The organism is Streptomyces sp. JJ38, from assembly GCF_019303475.1.
Classification (GTDB): Bacteria; Actinomycetota; Actinomycetes; order Streptomycetales; family Streptomycetaceae; genus Streptomyces.
The window spans coordinates 135,639-155,360 of record NZ_JABLSI010000005.1 but is presented as its reverse complement, the minus strand read 5'-3'; the positions used below and the strand labels follow the sequence as shown (position 1 = coordinate 155,360).

Annotated in this window: 18 protein-coding genes; 10 read left to right on the top strand and 8 right to left on the bottom strand. The window is 75.0% G+C overall.

Annotated features, from left to right (window positions below; translation table 11 throughout):
- Positions 1-29: 29 nt before the first annotated feature.
- Together HPT28_RS04285 and HPT28_RS04280 are read right to left on the bottom strand one after the other, a co-directional pair.
- The gene (locus tag HPT28_RS04285) at positions 30-1,157 is read right to left on the bottom strand and encodes a glycosyltransferase family 1 protein (RefSeq protein WP_219089349.1); all 1,128 of its coding nucleotides are present in this window, start codon (positions 1,155-1,157) and stop codon (positions 30-32) included.
- Positions 1,158-1,264: 107 nt separating this feature from the next.
- Positions 1,265-2,755, bottom strand: coding sequence for a HEAT repeat domain-containing protein (locus tag HPT28_RS04280; protein WP_219089347.1), 1,491 nt, complete (start codon positions 2,753-2,755; stop codon positions 1,265-1,267).
- A gap of 324 nt (positions 2,756-3,079) precedes the next feature.
- Here HPT28_RS04280 and HPT28_RS04275 point away from each other — a divergent pair, with 324 nt between their 5' ends.
- Positions 3,080-4,513 (top strand): PP2C family protein-serine/threonine phosphatase, encoded by a 1,434-nt coding sequence (locus HPT28_RS04275; RefSeq protein ID WP_219089345.1) that lies wholly within the window; start codon positions 3,080-3,082, stop codon positions 4,511-4,513.
- Between the two features lie 171 nt (positions 4,514-4,684).
- On the opposite strand, the gene HPT28_RS04270 is transcribed toward HPT28_RS04275, so the two are convergent.
- Entirely contained in the window at positions 4,685-6,169 is a 1,485-nt protein-coding gene (locus tag HPT28_RS04270) for a hypothetical protein (RefSeq protein ID WP_219089343.1), read from the bottom strand.
- 255 nt (positions 6,170-6,424) lie between these two features.
- Here HPT28_RS04270 and HPT28_RS04265 point away from each other — a divergent pair, with 255 nt between their 5' ends.
- A complete protein-coding gene (locus HPT28_RS04265) occupies positions 6,425-7,549 on the top strand; it encodes an aminoglycoside phosphotransferase family protein (protein ID WP_219089341.1) in 1,125 nt (374 codons plus the stop codon).
- Between the two features lie 158 nt (positions 7,550-7,707).
- Positions 7,708-9,786 (top strand): peptidoglycan recognition family protein, encoded by a 2,079-nt coding sequence (locus HPT28_RS04260; protein ID WP_219089338.1) that lies wholly within the window; start codon positions 7,708-7,710, stop codon positions 9,784-9,786.
- Here HPT28_RS04260 and HPT28_RS04255 read toward each other — a convergent pair.
- Together HPT28_RS04255 and HPT28_RS04250 are read right to left on the bottom strand one after the other, a co-directional pair.
- Positions 9,749-10,249: a hypothetical protein gene (locus HPT28_RS04255; protein ID WP_219089337.1), complete on the bottom strand. Its 501-nt coding sequence runs from the start codon at positions 10,247-10,249 to the stop codon at positions 9,749-9,751. The genes HPT28_RS04260 and HPT28_RS04255 overlap by 38 nt on opposite strands.
- A gap of 22 nt (positions 10,250-10,271) precedes the next feature.
- Complete coding sequence (locus tag HPT28_RS04250) at positions 10,272-10,670, bottom strand: ACT domain-containing protein (RefSeq protein ID WP_219089335.1); 399 nt, start codon at positions 10,668-10,670, stop codon at positions 10,272-10,274.
- A gap of 12 nt (positions 10,671-10,682) precedes the next feature.
- Here HPT28_RS04250 and HPT28_RS04245 point away from each other — a divergent pair, with 12 nt between their 5' ends.
- The 4 genes from HPT28_RS04245 (at position 10,683) to HPT28_RS04230 (ending at position 13,545) form a co-directional block, all read left to right on the top strand.
- On the top strand, positions 10,683-11,411 hold the full coding sequence (locus HPT28_RS04245) for a leucine-rich repeat domain-containing protein (protein WP_219089333.1): 729 nt from the start codon (positions 10,683-10,685) through the stop codon (positions 11,409-11,411).
- Between the two features lie 65 nt (positions 11,412-11,476).
- Complete coding sequence (gene dhaK, locus HPT28_RS04240) at positions 11,477-12,469, top strand: dihydroxyacetone kinase subunit DhaK (protein WP_219089331.1); 993 nt, start codon at positions 11,477-11,479, stop codon at positions 12,467-12,469.
- A gap of 7 nt (positions 12,470-12,476) precedes the next feature.
- The gene (gene dhaL, locus HPT28_RS04235; protein WP_257578005.1) at positions 12,477-13,145 is read left to right on the top strand and encodes a dihydroxyacetone kinase subunit DhaL; all 669 of its coding nucleotides are present in this window, start codon (positions 12,477-12,479) and stop codon (positions 13,143-13,145) included.
- Entirely contained in the window at positions 13,138-13,545 is a 408-nt protein-coding gene (locus tag HPT28_RS04230) for a PTS-dependent dihydroxyacetone kinase phosphotransferase subunit DhaM (protein ID WP_219089330.1), read from the top strand. Before dhaL ends, HPT28_RS04230 begins: the two co-directional genes overlap by 8 nt.
- Here the strand turns inward: HPT28_RS04230 and HPT28_RS04225 are convergent.
- Together HPT28_RS04225 and HPT28_RS04220 are read right to left on the bottom strand one after the other, a co-directional pair.
- Positions 13,542-14,048 (bottom strand): NUDIX domain-containing protein, encoded by a 507-nt coding sequence (locus HPT28_RS04225; protein ID WP_219089328.1) that lies wholly within the window; start codon positions 14,046-14,048, stop codon positions 13,542-13,544. The genes HPT28_RS04230 and HPT28_RS04225 overlap by 4 nt on opposite strands.
- Before the next feature lie 36 nt (positions 14,049-14,084).
- Positions 14,085-14,876: a glutamate racemase gene (locus tag HPT28_RS04220; RefSeq protein WP_219089326.1), complete on the bottom strand. Its 792-nt coding sequence runs from the start codon at positions 14,874-14,876 to the stop codon at positions 14,085-14,087.
- Between the two features lie 277 nt (positions 14,877-15,153).
- Between HPT28_RS04220 and HPT28_RS04215 the strand changes: the two genes are divergently transcribed.
- Both HPT28_RS04215 and HPT28_RS04210 read left to right on the top strand, forming a co-directional pair.
- Positions 15,154-15,648: a DUF6643 family protein gene (locus HPT28_RS04215; protein ID WP_219089324.1), complete on the top strand. Its 495-nt coding sequence runs from the start codon at positions 15,154-15,156 to the stop codon at positions 15,646-15,648.
- A gap of 58 nt (positions 15,649-15,706) precedes the next feature.
- The gene (locus HPT28_RS04210) at positions 15,707-16,534 is read left to right on the top strand and encodes an MOSC domain-containing protein (protein WP_219089323.1); all 828 of its coding nucleotides are present in this window, start codon (positions 15,707-15,709) and stop codon (positions 16,532-16,534) included.
- Between the two features lie 139 nt (positions 16,535-16,673).
- Here the strand turns inward: HPT28_RS04210 and HPT28_RS04205 are convergent, their stop codons facing one another.
- On the bottom strand, positions 16,674-17,114 hold the full coding sequence (locus HPT28_RS04205) for a Crp/Fnr family transcriptional regulator (protein WP_219089378.1): 441 nt from the start codon (positions 17,112-17,114) through the stop codon (positions 16,674-16,676).
- Positions 17,115-17,278: 164 nt separating this feature from the next.
- Here HPT28_RS04205 and HPT28_RS04200 point away from each other — a divergent pair, with 164 nt between their 5' ends.
- Entirely contained in the window at positions 17,279-19,666 is a 2,388-nt protein-coding gene (locus HPT28_RS04200) for a phosphoketolase (protein WP_219089321.1), read from the top strand.
- Positions 19,667-19,722 lie beyond the last annotated feature (56 nt).

Here is a 19,722-nt window from a genome sequence, read left to right as displayed (position 1 = left end):
GAGGTGACGCGATCGTGTGGGTGCCGGTTTCACACGGTGAGGCTCTCTCTTGCCTCGCGGACCTGTGCGTAGTGCGTGATGAGCCGGTCCCCGACGGCCTCCCAGGTCCGTCCGGCGACGGCCGCGCGGCCCGCTTCGGCGAGCCGGAGACGCAGCGCGGGCCGGTCGCGCAGGGTCTGGACCGCGTCCCGGACGGCGCCGGCGTCGTGCGGGGGGACGAGGAGTCCGGTGCGGCCGTGGTCGACGAGGTCCAGCGGTCCGCCGGACGCGGGGGCCACGACGGGTACGCCGCTGGCCTGGGCTTCCTGCACGGTCTGGCAGAACGTCTCGAACGGCCCGGTGTGGACGAAGGCGTCCAGGCTCGCGTAGATCCGGGCCAGGTCGTCTCCCGTGCGGCGGCCGAGGAAGACGGCCCCGGGCAGGGCGGTGTGCAGGGCGGGTTCGCTCGGGCCGTCACCGACGACGACGAGGCGGACGCCGGGCAGGGCGCGGGCCTCGGCGAGCAGGGCGACGTGCTTCTCCGGAGCGAGGCGGCCGACGTAGCCGACCAACAGCTCGCCGCCCGGGGCCAGTTCGCGGCGCAGGGCCGGGTCCCGGTGGCCGGGGTCGAAGCGTGAGGTGTCCACGCCGCGCGGCCACAGGTGTACGCGGGGGACGCCGTGCGCGCCCAGTTCCGCGGCGGCGGCGCTGGAGGGTGCCAGGGTGCGGTCGGCGGCGGCGTGCACGGCCCGGATGCGGCGCCAGGCGGCGGCCTCGCCGGCACCGAGATAGGTACGGGCGTACCCGGCGAGGTCGGTCTGGTAGACGGCGACGGCGGGCAGCCCTAGGCGGGCGGCGGCGGCCATGCCGCGGACGCCGAGCACGAAGGGGCTGGCGAGGTGGACGAGCTCGGTGCCGTGCGCGGTCAGGGCGGCGGCCAGGCGGCGGCTGGGCACGGCGATCCGGACCTGCGGGTAGCCGGGCAGCGGCAGCGAGGGGACGTGCACCACGGGGGCGGGCCCCGCCGGGTCGGGGCGGCGGCTGCCGGGCGGCGGCGCCGGGGCGATGACGAGCGGCTCGTGCCCGCGGCGGGCGAGGTGCCGGGCGGTCTGCCAGGCGCAGTGGGCGACGCCGTTGACGTCGGGCGGGTAGGACTCGGTGACGATGACGACTCTCATACTCCGGTTGTCGCCGCCCCGGGCGTGCCCGGGGTCACGGCGGCGTGTCCGGCAGCCAAACGCCCCATGAGCGGTTGCCCGGAGGGGCCGGTGTCGCTCCGCCGGCTTCAGCGGGACTCGGTGTCCGGGCGGAGGCGGCCGAGGACGGCGCTCTGCACCCCGGCCTCTTCCGCCGGGTCGGCGGCCAGGCGGCGCAGCCTCTCCACCACGCGGTCGTCCCCGGTGGTGGCCGCGTGGGCGGCGAGCTCCCGCGTGGACTCCTCGCAGTCCCACAGGCACTCCACGGCGAAGGAGGCCGCGAAGGACGGGTCGGTGGCGGCCAGGGCCCGCGCGGTGCGGCCACGGAGCTGGGAGGAGGTGGTCTCACGGTAGATGTGCCGCAGAACCGGTGCGGCACAGGTGACGTTGAGTCGTCCCACGCCGTCGACCAGCGGCCACAGGGCCTCGGTGTCGCAGCCCTCGGACCGCACGGTGCGGCGCAGGGCGGCGAGGACGGTCCGAGCGTCCCGCCCGCTGCCGCGACAGGCCAGCATGGCGGCGGCCTCGGCGCCCAGGGCGTCCTCACGGCCGGCCCAGCGCCGGGCGCGCTCCAGCGCGGGGAGCCCGCGCATGCGGGCGAACGCCTCGGCGGCGCGCCGGGCGACCTGCGGGGTGCCGCCGGCGACGGCCGCCTCGATGAGGTCGAGGGCTTCGGGGTCGCCGCGCTCGGCGAGGTGCCGCAGGGCCGCCACGCGGGCGGCGTCGGCGCCCCCGCGGGCGGCGGCCAGCAGTTCGGGGCGGTCCTCGGGGCCCGCGACCGCGGCCAGGCAGCGGGCCGCGGCGGCCTCGCGCTGCTGCCGGGCGTGCTCGGGGTCGAAGTCGCGCCGGGCGATGTCGTCCTCGGGGGGCAGGGGCGTCTCCTCGGCCCAGGCCAGGACCTCGCGGACGCTCCAGCCGGGCCTCGGGGCCGCCGAGCGGAGCTGGCGGGACCAGCGGTCGAAGGCGTGCTGCTCGCGGGCTCTGGCGAGTCGTTCCCGCTGTTCGGGGCGGGCGGGGTCCTCCTCCCACAGCCTCCAGGGCCGGGGCTCGAAGCTGTCCCGCAGGGCGAGGGCCAGCTCGGCCTCGCCCTCGGCGGTGCGGGGGAAGCGGGCGAGGACGGCGGGGCCGAGGCGGCGCAGGGCCGCGTCGTCGTCCCGGACGGCGAGCTCGTCCAGGGCCCACTGCCAGTTCGTGCCCCGGGCCGCGTACTCGCGGAGCAACCGCAGCGCGCCCACGTTGCCGTAGGAGGCGAGGTGGCCGAGGACGGAGAGGGCGAGCCCGGTGCGTTCCTCGCGCGGGTCGGTCTGGTCCTGGGCGGAGAAGAGGTGCTCGGCGACGGCGTCGAGGCCGGCGTCGAGGTCTCGGTGCAGGCGCGCGTAGTACAGGGAACGGTGCTCGACCTGCCAGTTGCGGCGCGGATCGTCGGCCAGACAGCGGTGCAGCGCCGCCAGCGCTTCGGGGCGCGGCGCCGCCAGCGCGTGCAGCGTGCCGTCACCGCGGCCGCGCTGCAGCAGGCCGAGCAGCGTGCCGCTGGGCGCTATGTCTGGTTCGGCGTATTGGCCGAGATTCTCCGCGAACATAGTGGTCAGCATCCGGTGCGGGGTCTGGGGCTGGCAACGGGATTTCCGTCGGAGGGCTTCTTGCCGTCGGGACGGCCACCCATTCCTCGTCGGAATGCGGACCCGCCTCGCACGGGGGCGGATCCGACGCCGCAGCCTACTGGTGAAGCCGGGATTCCGGGCGCACGGGGGTGGCCTCGTCACGGGGTGACCGCTGACATATGCCCTGGGCAACACCGTATCGGGTGTTGCCAAACGGCTTACGGCACGTCGCGGACTGTGCAAGAGTCGTTACCCGGACTCCTGCCCGGCAACCGCCGCTCACCGCTCGTATCGGAGTACGCGATGCCCTCACACCCTCCCGCGGACGGCCAGGCCGCTCCGGCGCCCGGCCGCGGCGCCCTGGACACGCTGATCTCGCAGACTCACAGCCTGCGCGGCAACGTCGCCGCCGTCCGCCGGGGCACGGCGCGGGGCGAGGAGGACGGCGGCGTCGATCCCCAGTACCGCTGGCGCAGGGCGCTGTGCGATCTGGCCGTGCTGCACCTGGACGACCTCGGCCGCAGGCTCGGCCAGCTGCGCGACGGGCTGGTCACCGACCCCCCCGGCGCCGCACCGGCCCCCGCCGAGATCGCCCCGGCCGAGGGCCGGGTGGGCAGCGCCGAATGGGACTTCCTGACCGACGAGGTCGAGTGGTCCCCGGAGCTGTACGCGATCTTCGGACGCACGCCCGAGGCTGGACCGCTCTCCCTGGACGAGCTGCCGACGTGGCTGCTCCCCGACGACCAGGTCTGGCTCATGGGCGCGGTCACCGACTGCCTCGTCGACGCGCGCCCCATCGACGGGGAGTTCCGGATCCTGCGCGACGACGGCACCGTGCGGACGCTGCACATGCGCGGTGAACCGGTGCTGGACGCCGAGGGCAGGACGGCCTCGGTGTGGGCCGTCGTCCAGGACGTCAGCTCCCTGCGCCGGGGCGAACACCAGGTCAGGGAGACCCGCGACCTGGTGCGGCAGCAGCGGCAGCTCGCCCGCACCGAACACCGGCTGGCCGTCGAGATGCAGGAGGCCGTCCTGCCGCCCTGGCAGGGCCAGCTGCGGCTGCCGGGCGGGGCGGGCACGGGCCTGGAACTGGCGGCCCGCTATCTGCCCGCCGCCACGGGCACGCTGATCGGCGGGGGCTGGTACGACGCCATGGCGCTGGCCGACGGCTCGACCCTGCTGACCGTGGGCGACCTGACCGGTCACGGGGTGGAGGCGACCTCCGGCATGGCGATGGTTCTCGGGGCCCTCCGCGGGATGGCCCTGGCCGGTGTGGGGCCGGGCGCGCTGATGGGACACCTGAACCACCTGCTCGACAGCGCCGCCCAGCCGGCCCTGGGCAGTGCCGTCTGCTGCCGCTACACACCGGACGCCGCGGCCCTCACCTGGGCGCAGGCCGGCAGCCCCGCGCCCGTGCTGTACCGCGCGGGCCGGGGCCGGCGGCTGGACCCGCCGGAGGGCGTCCTGCTGGGCGCCACCACCGGCGCCGTCTACGAGGAGCGCACGGAGCGGCTCGAACCGGGGGACGTCCTGCTGCTGCACACCGAGGGGCTGGCTCCGCACACCTCGGCGCCGTCGGAGGACGAGGGCGAGCGGGGCGAACGGATCGTCGGGCTGGGCGGCCGGCTGGCCGCGGCCGGCACGGCCCAGGCGTGCCTGCGCACCGTGGTGGACGCGTTCGGCGAGACGGGCCGCGAGGACGACGCCTGCGCCCTGGTCGCGAAGGTCTCCGGCTGATCCCCGGCCCTGGCGGGGCGGCGGGTCTCCGGGCGGAGGGCGTCCGGCCGGCGCGGCGGAGCACGAACCCGCGTTGGAGGCCGGACGGACGTTGGCGCAGCGGGGGCAACGCTGTGCGCAGCGGGCCGCGGTGACCTGGCGTCACCCCGGCCGTTCCCAGCGCCGCCGCCCCTACACCTTCAGGCTTCCCGGGCTCTTGACAGCCCCGGCCGGTGGCTTGGCCGGGGCCTTCGGCAGCACGTGCTCGATCTCCTCACGCAGGCTCTCGATCTTCGGGAAGCCGGCGTACTGCGCGGTCAGCCGGTACATCTCACGCAGCCGGTCCCACGTGCGGTGGGAGGAGTTCTCCCGGATGGAGACCAGCGCCAGCCGGGCGTAGCGGTCGGCCTGTTCCGGGTCGTCCGCGATGAAGCACGCGGAGGCCAGGGAGATGTAGTCGAAGATCTGCGACCTCTGGTAGCCCTTTCCGCGCAGTTCCAGAGCGCGCTTGGCATGGTGCTCGGCGGTCGTGGCGGCGGAGGGGTCGTGCTCGGCCAGAGTACGGAAGGCGAGCGCCTGCATCCCGTGCAGATCCGCCTCGTCGAAGCTCTGCATCCAGTGGGGCGGCGGCACGTCGCCGCGGTCGGAGGCGAACAGCTCCTCGGCCTCGCCGAGCGTGCGCCGCATCGCCTGCCCCTGGCCCATGGACGCCTGCGCCCACGCCTCGACGGTGTGCAGCATGGCCTGAGTACGCGGCAGCACGCCCTCGCCCGCGCCGGAGCGGGCGAGCCTCATCAGGTCGAGCGCGTCACCCGGGCGCCCGAGATGGACCATCTGACGGGCGGCCCGGGAGAGAGCCTCACCCGCGCGCGGCCGGTCGCCACCCTCCCGGGCGGCATGGGCGGCCAGGACGAAGTACTTCTGGGCGGTGGGTTCGAGGCCGACGTCGTGCGACATCCACCCGGCGAGCACGGCGAGGTTGGCCGCCACGCCCCACAACCGCCGTTGCAGGTGCGGGGGATGCTGGACGGCGAGCATCCCCCCGACCTCGTTGAGCTGCCCGACGACGGCCTTGCGCTGCAGCCCACCGCCGCGGGAGGCGTCCCAGGCGCGGAAGACCTCCACCGATTTCTCCAGGGCCTCGATCTCCTGGGAGCCGACCGGTGGGAGCTCGTCGTGGTCGAAGACGGCGGGTGAGGCGGTGGCCGGACGGACGGCGGTCCGCGGGGCCGGGGCCGTCCGCAGCCAGTCGTTCAGGGAGGTGTGGAGTGCTGAGCCTGCGGCGAGCGCGGCACCCGCGCCCACCAAGCCGCGTCGGTTGAGCATGAGGTCCATTCCCGTGAATTCGGTGAGGACCGCGGCGGTCTGGTCAGGGGCCCAGGGCAGTCCGTCGACGGGCTGCCTGCGGGCCGTGGGGCCTGATCTGCCGAACCCGAGGTCCTCGATGGTCACGACACGACCGAGTCGCTCGGTGAACAGGGAGGCCAGCACCCTGGGCACGGGATCTCGGGGTGTCTCCCCCAGGTCGATCCAGCGCCGCACCCGCGAAGTGTCCGTGGCCAGTTGGAGATGCCCCATGGCCGCGGCGTGCCGGTTGACCGTCCGGGCGAGCTCGCCCTTGGACCATCCGGTCAGCTCGAACAGCTCCGCGAGTCGGGTGTTCGGTCCCTTGCTCACGTCAAGCCCCCAGGTTCTCGGCTGAGTTGACAGTAACGGCCCGGAACCGGGGGCTGCGAGCATTCGCCAGGGTTCGCCAGGGTTCGCCACGTGGTCTGCCACCCGTGCGGGGGTGTGGTGTAGGAGAGCGCTGCCCCGGCCCTGTCACCGTCCGGATCGGTCGGCCGGCATTCCCCAGGGTGCGGAACCGCCGGAGGGGGGCCGGTCCGGGACAGCGCACGATCTTGTCGGCGCACGAAGGGATCTGGCTCGCGCATGTATCACGCAACGTCCCCCGTGACCGCCCCGCCCCGGACCGGACCGACGCCGTACTTCACGGGCACCGCCGCCACCCCGGAGCGCTCGCGCCGGGCCCGCGGAGGCGCTGCGCCGGGCGTCCGGCAGCCGATCAGCGGGAGGCTCGATCTGTCCGGTGCCCAGGGCGCACGTCTGCGCTCCGCCCTCGCCCTCGTCCACCGCGTCTGCCCGGAGTTCCGGCCCGTGCAGGTGCTGCGGCGCAGCGGCCGCTCGGTCCTGCTGGTGGGCGACATCGGGCGCACCCCGGCGGTGGCCAAGTGCCTGCTCGACCACTCCCCCGCGTGGGCGGAGCGGTACCGGCAGGAAATAGCGGCGTACCGGGCGTTCGTCCGGCACCGGCCGCCGGTCCGGGTACCGCGGCTGATCGCGGCGGACCCGGAGAGCTGCACGCTCGTCATCGAGCGGATGCCCGGCCGTCCGGCCGCGCTCCAGCGGCACCCCGCCGACCCGGTTCCGGGCAGCGACGTACGCGCCGTGCTCGGGGCGATCGGGAAGGTGAACGCCTGGCAGCCGCCCGCGGGGCTCTTCGAGCGGCCACTGGACTACGGGGCCCGGCTGGCCCGCTACCACGAGCTGGGGTTCCTCACCGACCGGGACATCGGTGACGTGCACAAACTGCTCCACGGCGTCCTGCACGGATCCGGACGCCCGCAGGCCGCGTGGCAGTTCTGCCACGGAGACGCCCTGCCGGCCAACACCCTGCTGGCGCCGAGCGGCCCCGTGCTGGTCGACTGGGAACACGCGGGCTGGTACCTGGCCGGCTACGACCTGGCCGTCCTGTGGTCCGTCCTCGGCGAGGCGCCCATGGCGCGGCGTCAGGTCAGCCTCGCCGCGCAGGCGGCCGGGCCCGCCGCCCAGGACGCCTTCCTGGTGAATCTCATGCTCGTGCTGACCCGGGAGATCCGCACCTGCGAGACCGCGGTCCAGCGGACGATGCGCGGGCCCGTCCCGGCGCCCGGCCCGGCGGCCGAACGCGGGGGTGCGCTGTCGGCGGGCGAGGAACAACGGCTGCTGCTGCGCCGTCTGCACGACGACATGACCGTCACCCGGGGGGCGGTGCGGGCCGCGGTGGGCACCCGCTGACCCAGGCGCCCGTGGTACCCGCGGCCCGTTGCGGAAACGATCCGCAGCGGGCCGCCCGCGTGCGCGGCGCGGCATCGCGGGTGTTTGACGGCCCGTCGGCCGGAGGCTACCTGTGAGGCGCGGGCACCCCGACCCCCGGCCCGCGTCAGGAGGCCGACGTGTCCCGTTCCGCTCCCCCGGCCGGCCGCCGCGGCGTCCCGGGCCCGCACCGTCTGCGCCGCGCCCTCGTCGGCTGCGTCGCCACGGCCCTGCTCATTCCGCTGGTGGCCGCCCGGGCACCCGACGGGGACGGCGCCAACGCCCTGCAGACGGCGTTCGCGGAGGCCGCCGAGCGCCACGGCGTACCAAAGAACGTGCTCCTCGGCGTGTCGTACCTGCAGTCGCGCTGGGACCAACACGCCGGGAGGCCCAGCGTCTCGGGCGGCTACGGGCCGATGCACCTGACCGACCTGCGCACCGCGCTGGCACGCTCCGCCCCGCGACAGGGCACGGCCGCCGGGCGGGAGGACGCCCGGGGGGACGACACCCGTCCTCCACGCACCGCGGCCCACGCCACACCCGTTCCACGTCGCCTCTCCGCCCGGCTGCGCACCCTGGAGCGCGCCGCCCGTCTGACCGGCGTCCCGGCCGCGAGGCTGCGCACCAGCCCCGCGGCCAACGTGCACGGCGGGGCCGCGCTGCTCGCCGCGGCCCAACGGGAGCTGGGCAGGCCGCTGGACGCGCCGCCGGAGCGCTGGTTCGGCGCCGTGGCCCGCTCCACCGGCGCCCCGGAGCCCGGGGCCGGAGCGGCCTTCGCCGAGCAGGTCTTCGCCCTGCTGCGTGAGGGCGCGACCCGCACCACCGACGCGGGGCAGCGGGTCACGCTCCCGGCGAGCCCGGGACTGCGGCCCGACCCGAGGCAGCGGGAGGCGGCCGGGAGCGGGGCCGGCGACACCGCACGGGTCGACTGCCCGGCCTCTCTCGCGTGCTCCTGGGTGCCCGCCCCGTACGAGGAGTTCACCGGCCCCGACGGGACGCCGGACTACGGCAACCACGATCAGGCCGACCGGCCGCGCGGCCAGCGGATCAGGCACATCGTCATCCACGACGTCGAGGGCTCCTACGAGGGCGCGGTCTCCCTCGTCCAGGATCCGGCGTACGTCTCGTGGCACTACACCCTGCGCGCCGCCGACGGGCACGTCGCCCAGCACGTGGCGACCGAGGACGTGGCCTGGCACGCGGGCAACTGGTACCTGAACACCACCTCGGTCGGGCTGGAGCACGAGGGCTTCCTGACCGACCCCGACGCCTGGTACACGGAGGCGATGTACCGCGCGTCGGCCCGGCTGGTCCGCCATCTGGCCGGGCGGTACGGCATCCCGCTCGACCGGCACCACATCCTCGGTCACGACAACGTGCCCGGCGTCACGGCCGCCGCCATCCGGGGTATGCACACCGACCCCGGCCCCTACTGGGACTGGGCCCACTACTTCGACCTGCTCGGCGCGCCGTTCACGGCCTCCGGCACGCCGGACGCCGGCCTGGTGACCATCGCCCCGGACTACGACACGCACCGGCCCGTCTACACGCGCTGTGACGGGACGGGCACGGCCTGTCCCGCCCACGGCTCGGGGGCGGTGCGGCTGCGCACGGCACCCGACCCGGGGGCCCCGCTCGTACGCGACGTCGGTCTGCACCTGGGCGGCGGCCACGCGACGACCGGGGTGAACGACATCGGCGCCCGCGCCTCGACCGGCCAGACCTACGCCGTGGCCGAGCGCCGCGGCGCCTGGACGGCGATCTGGTACCTGGGCGAGAAGGCGTGGTTCCACAATCCCGCGGAACGGCCGACCGCGGTTCCCGCCGCGGGCCGCACGGTGACCCCGGCGCCGGGCCGGGACTCCGTTCCGGTGTACGGGCGCGCCTACCCGGAGGCCTCCGCCTACCCCGAGGGCGTCGAGGTGCGCGAGCTCGCGCCCCTGCCCTACCGGCTGCGGGCGGGGCAGCGGTACGCGGCGGGCCCGAGGACACCGAGTGAGTACTACCACGCGACGACGTTCGACCCCGCGCAGCACGTCGTGGTCCGGGGCGAGGCGTACTGGCAGATCCAGCTCGGCCACCGGGTGGCCTTCGTCAGGGCCGCGGACGTGCGGGCCGAGGAAGCACGGGGAGGCGGGAGCTCGGGAGCGCGGGAGCCGCGGCGGGCGGCCGCAGACGGCGCTACTTCTGCTGGAACAGCTCCGCCGGGAGCGGTTTGAGCAGCTGGTAGAGGTCGTCCGTGATCGGGCGGTCCCAGCTGGCGATCGTCACGAGCACGCCGTCGCTGCGGTCGAACTGCACACAGGCGATCCGGCGCTCGCTGCAGGTCACGCGACGCACGATGAGCAGGTTCCCCTCGTGCATGACGGGGCAGTCCTCGGTGCCGGTGACGGTGACCGGGTCGTCCATCTCCAGGGCTGCCAGAAGCTGCGCCACCTCGAAGGGGACCTCGTCGTCCGCCGTCTCCCGGGCGGGCGACCCCTCCGGGAGGTTGCCGATGATCATGGCGGGGCCGCGGCCGCCGAACAGGTCGTAGCGCAGGAACACGCCCTGGCAGCTTCCGTCGGCGGCGGGCAGCAGCCCGGCCCCGAGGTTGCCCGGCCAGTCCTCGGGATCCATCGCGAGAACGTCGAAGTCCGGACCGGCGGGCGAGGAGGGACTGCGGCGGCGGAGGAACGACATGCGCCCAATGGTACGCGGCCGACTAGCGCGGACGGGCCGCCAGGTCCTCCAGCACGGCGACGGCGACGGAAGCCAGCTCGTGGTGCACGAAGAGGTGGTCGTGGTGGTATCCGGCGATCACGTTGCAGCTGATCCCCGCCTCGGTGAGGGCCGCCGAGACGGCGGCCGTCAGACCGACGGCGGACAGGGACGAATGCACCCGCAGCGTGATCCACCCGGCCACGTAGTCGTAGTGGAGCCCGGCGGCGTCGGCCTCCTGGCGGGGCAGCACGAGAGTGAGGCCCTCGGGCTCGGTGACGGAGGCCACCGGCCGCACCCCGTCGGGCACCGGGCCGGTGAGGGTGGTGAACACGTAGGAGCCCGGATTCAGCTCCGGCCGCATGCCGCTGAGCAGTTTCGACAGATCACGTTCGCCTGACACGCTGCCACCCTAATGACACACACACTCAACCTGTGGAACGCACGTCTGGGCCGCGTGCCGGAGGACCTGTGGGCGCGGACCGGCCTCGAGTCCCTCATCCTGGCCGGCAACAGCCTCACCCGGCTGCCCCCCGGAATCGCCGCGCTGCGCCGGCTGCACACCCTCGACCTGGGGCACAACGCCCTCACGGAGCTGCCCGCGGACATCGGCGCGCTGCCCGCCCTCGACCGCTTCCTCTATCTGCACGACAACCGGCTGAGTTCGCTGCCGGACACGCTGACGCGGCTGGCCTCGCTCGCGTACCTCAACGTCGGCGAGAACCCCCTGACCCGGCTGCCGGACGGGCTGGGCGCCATGGCGGGGCTGGTCGAACTGCGGGCCCGTGACTGCGCGCTGACGGCGCTGCCCCCGTCCGTCGGCGCGCTGGGGCGGCTGCGGGAGCTGTGGCTCGGCGACAACGCCCTCGGCACGCTGCCCGGACCCGTCGGCCGCCTGGCGGAGCTGCGCCTGCTCGACCTGCGGAACAACCGGCTGGAGGCGGTACCCGACGCCCTGCGGGGTCTGCCGCGGCTGGCCCGTCTGGACCTGCGCGGGAACCGGGTGCGGGAGCTGCCGGAGTGGCTCGCGGAGCTGACGCGGCTGGAGAAGCTCGACCTGCGCTGGAATCCGCTGGCGGAAGGTGGGGAGGGCTCCCGGGTGATCGGCGAACTCGTGCGGCGGGGCTGCGTGGTGCTGTGGTGAGGCGGCCGCCCGGGTGGAAGAGTGGCCCGTGACCGGGACGCCAGGGACTGGACGGGAGCCTCGCGGTGAAGCAACTGATCAATGTGCCCGAACGGGTGGTGGCGGACGCGCTGCGCGGCATGGCTGCCGCCCATCCGGAGCTGACGGTGGACGTGGAGCAGCGGGTCGTCCTGCGGGGCGACGCCCCCGTCCTGGACAAGGTGGCGCTCGTCTCCGGCGGCGGCAGCGGCCACGAACCGCTGCACGCTGGCTTCGTCGGCCCCGGGATGCTGGACGCCGCGTGCCCCGGTGAGGTCTTCACGTCACCGGTACCCGACCAGATGGCCCGGGCGGCGGCGGCGGTGGACAGCGGCCGCGGCGTGCTGTTCGTCGTCAAGAACTACACCGGGGACGTGCTCAACTTCGAGATGGCCGCCGAGCTCGCGCAGGACGAGGGCGTCCAGGTCGCCAGCGTACTGGTGGAGGACGACGTGGCGGTCACCGACAGCACGTTCACCGCGGGACGTCGCGGGACGGGCGGCACGCTCTTCGTGGAGAAGCTGGCCGGCGCCGCCGCGGAGGCGGGCGCGCCGCTGGAGCGGGTGGAGCGCATCGCCCGCCGGGTGGCGGCGTCCTGCCGGAGCTTCGGTGTCGCCCTGACCGCGTGTACGACCCCGGCCAAGGGCCGGCCCACCTTCGACCTTCCGGAGGGCGAGCTGGAGTTGGGCATCGGCATCCACGGGGAGCCGGGCCGGGAGCGGCGGCCGATGATGACCTCCGGGGAGATCGCCGACGCGACCGTGGACGCCCTGCTGGCCGACGACCGGCCCCACGGCCCGGTGCTGGTCCTGGTCAACGGCATGGGCGGCACCCCGCTGCTGGAGCTGTACGGCTTCAACGCCGAGGTGCGACGTGCCCTGGGCGAACGCGGCGTCGCCGTTCCGCGCACCCTCGTCGGGAACTATGTGACCTCGCTCGACATGGCCGGCTGCTCGGTGACGCTGTGCCAGGTGGACGAGGAGATGCTGCGGTTGTGGGACGCCCCGGTGTCCACCCCGGCTCTGCGCTGGGGCAGGTGACGGCCACATGGGCGATCAGGAGGCGAGGCACGTGCCGATGGACGCCGCGTTCTTCCGCGGCTGGCTGACGGAGGTGGCCTCGGCCGTGGACGAGGAGGCCGACCGGCTGACCGAGCTGGACTCGGCGATCGGGGACGCCGACCACGGAACCAACATGCGGCGCGGGTTCACCGCCGTGGTCACGGCGGTCGGGGAGCAGCGGCCCGCCAGCCCGGGGGCCGTGCTGGCGCTCGCCGGACGCACCCTGGTCTCGACGGTGGGCGGCGCCTCCGGGCCGCTGTACGGGACGCTGCTCCGGCGCACGGGCAAGGCCCTGGGGGAGGCTCCCGAGGTGGGACGCGCCGAGCTCGCCTCGGCGCTGCGGGCGGGAGTGGACGCCGTCTCCCGGCTGGGCGGCGCGGTCCCCGGGGACAAGACGATGCTGGACGCCCTCGTCCCGGCCGTGGAGGCGCTCGGCGAGGGGCTGGACGCCGCCTCCGCCGCCGCTGAACGCGGTGCTCAGGCGACGGTGCCGATGCGGGCGCGCAAGGGCCGGGCGAGCTATCTCGGCGAACGTAGTGTCGGGCACCAGGACCCGGGGGCGGCCTCCTCCGCCCTGCTGCTGGCCGCCCTGGCCCGCACGGGGCGACAGGGCGGCGGGCCGGCGCCGGACGCCGGGGAGGTCCGGGATGACTGACCAGCCGCTGGTGGGGGTCGTGCTCGTCTCGCACAGTCGCGAGGTGGCGGAGTCCGTCGCCCGGCTCGCGACCCGGCTCGCGGCGGGCGGGGCCACCACCTCGGTCGTGGCGGCCGGGGGTACCCCGGACGGCGGGCTGGGCACGAGCGCCGAGCTCATCACCGCCTGCGCCGCCCGGGCGGATCGTGGCGCCGGGGTGGTCCTGCTGGCGGATCTGGGCAGCGCCGTGCTGACCGTGCGGACGCTGCTGGCGGAGGAGGAGTTGCCCACCGGCGCCCGGCTGGCGGACGCGCCGTTCGTCGAGGGGGCGGTGGCCGCCGTCGTCGCGGCCTCGGCGGGTGCCGACCCGGCCGCCGTGGTGGCCGCGGCGGAGGAGGCCTACACCTACCGCAAGCTCTAGCCGGGTACGTCCACAGGAGACTCCGGGAGTGGGCCGGCCGGGACGAACCAGGCCGGGCCGTCGTTCGCGGCCTGCTTGATCCGGAAGCGCCCGAACTCCTCCAGGGGCGGGAGGGCGTCGAGGTCGAACCAGCCGACCTCCAGGGACTCGTCGTCGTTCACCCTCGCCCGGCCGCCCACCGCGCGGCAGCGCACGGTGATGTCGAGGAACTGGCAGACGTCGCCGTTCGGGTACCGTACCGGCTCCCTCGTCTCGACGAGGACGATCCGTTCGACGACGCAGTCCACGCCCGTCTCCTCGTGGACCTCGCGCACGGCGGTCTCGGCGGGCTGCTCCCCGGGTTCGCAGATACCGCCGATGACCGCCCAGCGGCCGGTGTCGGTGCGGCGGCCGAGCAGGACGCGCCCCGCGTCGTCCTGGACGATCGCGGTCACGGCGGCGAGGAAGAGCGGCCGCTGTCCGACGGCGGCGCGCAGCTCACGGATGAATTCGGGAGTGGCCATGCGGTGAGCGTACGGTGCGGTCCGCCGTCGTCCCGGTCAGGCGGGGCTGACCGCCGCCAGGCCGCGCCCTTCCAGGTACCCGAGCGCCGCCTCGGTCAGCTCCGCGCGTTCCCCTCCGTGCAGGACGACGAGCGAGGGCGCGGCACCCGCGGCGAGCGCGGCGGCGGGACCGGCGTCACGGACGCGGCGGAGGGCCTGTGCCGCGACGGCGTCCGCCGAGCCGAAGAGCACGGGTTCGCGGCCGCCGGCGCTGAGGACGGCCTGCCGGATGCGGGCACCCACCAGTTCGTAGTGCGTGCATCCGAGCACGAGCGACCGCACCCCGGGCGGGGTCAGGGCCGCGGCGGCCCGCACGGCGGCGTCGATGGCGGCCTCGTCGGCGCGCTCCACCGCGTCGGCCAGACCGTGGCAGGGGACCTCGGTGACGTCGACGCCGTCGGCGAAGTCCGCGATGAGCCGTTGCTGGTAGGGGCTGCCGGTGGTGGCGGGGGTGGCCCAGACCGCGACGGGGCCACCGCCGGTCGCAGCCGGCTTGACGGCGGGCACCGTGCCGATGACCGGCAGCGCCGGCTCCAGCTCGGCCCGCAGGGCGGGCAGGGCGTGCACGGAGGCCGTGTTGCAGGCGACGATCAGCGCGTCGGGGCCGAGTGCCGCGGCGGCCCGTGCGCAGGCCAGGGCGCGGTCGGCGATGTCGCGGGTGCTGCGCGGACCCCAGGGCATGCCGCCCGGGTCGCTGGACAGGACGAGGTCGGCGTCCGGGCGGGCACGGCGCACCGCCGCGGCGGCCGGCAGCAGCCCGATCCCCGAGTCAACAAGCGCGATCTTCACGCGGAGAAGCGTACGTGGAATTCGCGGCTCCCGAGGCGCCCGGTGCGACGGCGCGAGCGCCGGAGACCGGACGGCGGCCCCCGCCCGCGGCTCCTCCGGTGCGCCACGCCCGGCGTTTCACCTGCCCGGAAGGCCCGCTTCACAACATCTCAACGAGGCAAGGTGACCGGTTTGTTGGGTTTCGCTCGCATGTAGCAGGGCCCGTCACGGGCGGCGCTCGAAAAGTCCCCCTTACCAGGCTCCTCACAGGGCACATCTTCGGCTTAACTTATGGAGCATGACCTCCCCCGGCAGCGCCTACGGCGGTGGCTACTACGGTGCGCCCGCCTTTGCTGACACCCCGATCTACGACAGCCTCGTGGCCGAGCGGGGCACCCCGCAGATAGCCCCCATCAGGGTGCCGGCCGCCTACGACACCGGCGGCAACCTCCCCGCCCTGCCCGCGGCGCGGCCCGCGCTCACGGCAGGACCCGGCCCGCAGACCGTCCCGCCCCGCGGCTACGGCTACCCGCAGCAGCCCGCCCCGCAGCCCGCCCCCGTCCAGCAGGCACCCGCGCCGTACGTGCCGCAGCAGAACACCGGGGAGCGGGGGTACGGCTACCCCGGGCCGCAACAGGGGCATGCCGCACCCGGCCCGGCTCCGGCCCAGCCGTACGCGCAGCAGCCGCAGATGCGGCCGGTCGCGCCCCGGCCCGCCGCGCCCCGGCAGATGCCGACGCCGGGCCTGTACAGCGACCCGTACGGGCGGCAGCACCCCAGTTCCGGCTACTGAGGCCGCCGCCCCTACCTGACGCGTCCGGTCGTCCGGGGCGGATGGCAGGATGACGGGCATGCCGACGCCGACACTCGCAGCGCTGCACGTCTACCCGGTGAAGTCGTTCGCCGGCACGGCCCTGGACGAGGCCGTCGTCGAACCGTGGGGGCTGGCGGGCGACCGCCGCTGGATGGCGGTCGGCCGCGGGGGACGCCAGCTCACCCAGCGGGACGCCCCGAGCCTGGCCCTCGCCACGGCGCGTCTGCGGGCGGACGGCGGCGTGGTGCTGGCCGCCCCCGGCATGCCGGAGCTCGCGGTGGACGCGCCGGGGCCGGCCGGGGCGGTGACCCGGGTACGGGTCTTCGGCTCGGAGGTCAGGGCCCGTTCGGCAGCGCCTGCGGCGGACGCCTGGCTGTCGCGCTGTCTGGGGGAGCCGGCGCGGCTGGTGTGGATGGGTGAGCCGGAGCGGGACCGCCCGGTCGACCCGGAGTTCGGCGCCCCGGGGGACACGGTCAGCTTCGCCGACGGGTATCCGCTGCTGCTCACCACCGTCGCCTCGCTGGACGCGCTGAACTCGCTGATCGCCCAGGGGGACCACGCGGACGAGGGGCCACTGCCGATGAGCCGCTTCCGTCCCAACCTGGTCATACGCGGCACCACGCCGTGGGCCGAGGACGGCTGGAAGCGGATCCGCGTCGGCGAGGTCGACTTCCGGGTGGCCAAGCCGTGCGGCCGGTGCGTGGTCACGACGACGGACCAGCGGACCGGAGAGCGCGGCAAGGAGCCGCTGCGCACCCTGGCCAGCCACCGCCGCTTCGGGGACCTCCTGGCGTTCGGGCAGAACCTGATTCCCCAGAACCCGGGCCGCGTACGCAGCGGAGACGAACTGCGGGTCCTCGGCTGACGCCGGTCCGGCGGATCAGGCCGGACGGTGCCGTGCGGCCGGGCCCCGGTGCGCGGTCGGCACGTTACGCCGGCCCGCCGGACACGGCGAGGGGCGGCGGGTGCCCGCGGGTCCGGCCGGGTCCGGCGGACGCAGGAGGTCACCCGAGGCCGCCGTGGGCGAAGGTCTCGATGAGGCGGCTCCGGGAGCGCTGGAGGCGCTCCGAGATGACCTCGCCGACGGCCAGCGCCATCGCGTAGCCCAGTTCGTGGTCCTCGTCGCACAGGCGCCGGACCTCGGCCGCGTCGAACTCCAGGGCACGCACGGGGCTGCCGGTCTCGGCCCCCATGTGCCAGGTGTAGGGGCGGTAGAGCCAGGACCAGCCGAGCAGCTCGCCGTGGCCCACCGTCTCCACGGGCTGGGGGCGGCGGCCCGGGATGTGCTGGTCGAGGGTGACCGAACCGGTGTGGATGATCCAGAACCGGTCGGCCCTGGTGCCCTCGTCGAAGATCCGCACACCGGCCGGGAAGGACACCGGCCGGCCGAGGGCGCGGAGGCGTTCGCTGAGCTCCCGTGGCAGGGAACCGAGCAGTCCGGTCATGGTCCGCATCGCCGCTCCTCCTCGCGTCACCGGCCAGGTGCGATCCGCCGGTCCCCTGGTCGGCACACGCTGCGAGATACGGCGGACGCCGGAGTGTGAGCGGCCCGAGCGCGGAAACCCGCACTCGGGGAAGGCCGAGACGCGCACCCTGGCCGGAGGGGCCTATGACGAACTCCCATCGTCTCACCGAACGTGCTTGCGAGCAGCTCGATGCACACTGGCGCGCGGCGAACTTCCTGGCGGCCGGGCAGCTGTACCTGACCGGCAACCCTCTGCTCCACGATGAGCTGCGCCCCGAGCACGTGAAGCCCCGGCTGCTGGGCCACTGGGGCACGTGTCCGGGGCTCACCCTCGTTTACACCCATCTCAACCGCCTCATCACCGGGCGTGAGCGTCCGACGCTGTGCGTCTGGGGCCCCGGACACGGCGCACCCGGCGTGCTGGCCGGCGCCTGGCTGGACGGCTCGCTCGGCGAGCGGGACCCTGATCTCGCCCGGGACGCGGGCGGCATGGCCGAGCTGTTCCGCCGGTTCTCCCGCCCGGGCGGCCTGGGCAGTCATACCGGGCCCGAGGTACCCGGCTCCCTCCAGGAGGGCGGCGAGCTCGGGCACTGCCTCTCACACGCCTACGGCGCCGCGTTCGACCACCCGGACCTGCTCGCGGTCTGCGTCATCGGGGACGGCGAGGCCGAGACCGGGCCGCTGGCCACAGCGTGGCACGGGAACAAGTTCCTGGACCCCGTTCACGACGGGGCGGTGCTGCCGATTCTGCATCTGAACGGGTACAAGATCGCCGGACCGACGGTGCTGGCCCGCATCCCGGAGGAGGAGCTCGCCGGGCTGCTGCGCGGCTACGGTCACGAGCCGCTCTTCGTGACGGCGAGCCCCGACAGCGACCCGCTCGCCGTGCACCGGGAGCTGGCCGCCGCCCTGGACCAGGCGGCGGACCGGATCGAGGCCGCCCAGCGCGCGGCCCGCAGCGGGGAGACCGCGGCGCGGCCGCGGTGGCCGATGATCGTCCTGCGCACGCCCAAGGGGTGGACGGGGCCGTCCACCGTGGACGGTGTGCGGATCGAGGACACCTGGCGGGCCCACCAGATCCCGCTCTCCTCGGTCCGCGAGGACCGGGACCACCGGCACCGGCTCGAGAGGTGGCTGCACTCCTACCGGCCCCTGGAGCTCTTCGCGCCGGACGGCGGCCCCCGGCCCGAGGTGCTCGCCTGTGTCCCGCCGGGTGATCTGCGGCTGGGCGCGAACCCGCACGCCGACGGAGGCCGACTGCGGCGCTCGCTCCCCCTGCCCGAGCTCGCGGCGTTCACCGTGCCGATCGAGGGACACGGCGCGACCCGACACGAGCCGACGCGGGTGCTGGGTGGACTGCTGCGGCGCGTCCTGGCCGCCTCCGCCGACCGGCGCGACGTCAGGGTCTTCTCACCCGACGAGCTGGACTCCAACCGGCTCGAGGCGGTCTACGCCGCCACCCCGCGGGCCTGGCAGGCGGAGAGCCGCCCGGGCGACGAGCATCTGGGACCGCACGGCCGGATCATGGAAGTCCTGTCGGAGCACATGTGCCAGGGCTGGCTGGAGGGCTATCTGCTCACCGGGCGCCACGGAGTGCTGGCCAGCTACGAGGCGTTCGCCGGAATCGTGGCCGACATGGCGACCCAGTTCGCGAAGTGGCTCCAGAACGCGCGCGCGGTCGCCTGGCGCATGCCGGTGTCCGGACTCACGTATCTGCTCACCTCGCACGTCTGGCGGCAGGACCACAACGGGTTCTCCCACCAGGACCCCGGCTTCGTGGACCACCTGTTGACCAAGAGCCCCGAGGTGGTGCGCGTCTACCTCCCGCCGGACGCGAACACCCTCCTGTGCGTCGCGGAGCAGGTGCTCTCCAGCACCGACGTCGTGAACGTCGTCGTCGCGGGCAAGCAGCCGTGCTTCGACTGGCTGGACCCGGCGGAGGCACGGGCGCACTGCGACCGGGGCGTGGGCGTGTGGGAGTGGGCCGGCACGGAGGACGGCGCACGGGAGCCGGACGTCGTCCTGGCCTGCGCGGGGGACGTACCGACCGAGGAGGCGCTCGCCGCCGCGTCCCTCCTGCGCGACCGGCTGCCCGGGCTCGCCGTGCGACTGGTCAACGTCGTCGACCTGACGCGGCTGATCCCGGCGGACCGGCATCCGCACGGCATGACCGAGCGGGAGTTCCAGGCCGTCTTCACCGGCTCCCGCCCCGTCGTCTTCGCCTACCACGGGTATCCGTGGCTGATCCACCGGATCAGCCACGGGCGGGCCGCGCACGATCGCTTCCATGTCCACGGGTACCGGGAGTCCGGGGCGACGACCACGCCGTTCGACATGGTGGTGCGCAACGGGCTGGACCGGTACCGCCTGGTGATGGAGGTGATCGACCGGGTGCCGGGGCTCGCCGGGCGGGCCTGCGGGGTGCGGCAGGAGATGGCCGACGTCCGCAACCGCCACCGGGCCTGGGTGCGGGAGCACGGGACGGACCTGCCCGAGGTGACGGAGTGGCGCTGGCCGGAGCCGGGAGCCTGAACGGCGAGGGTGTGGTGGCCCCGGCCGTGCTGCCGGGACCACCACACGTTCGGGTG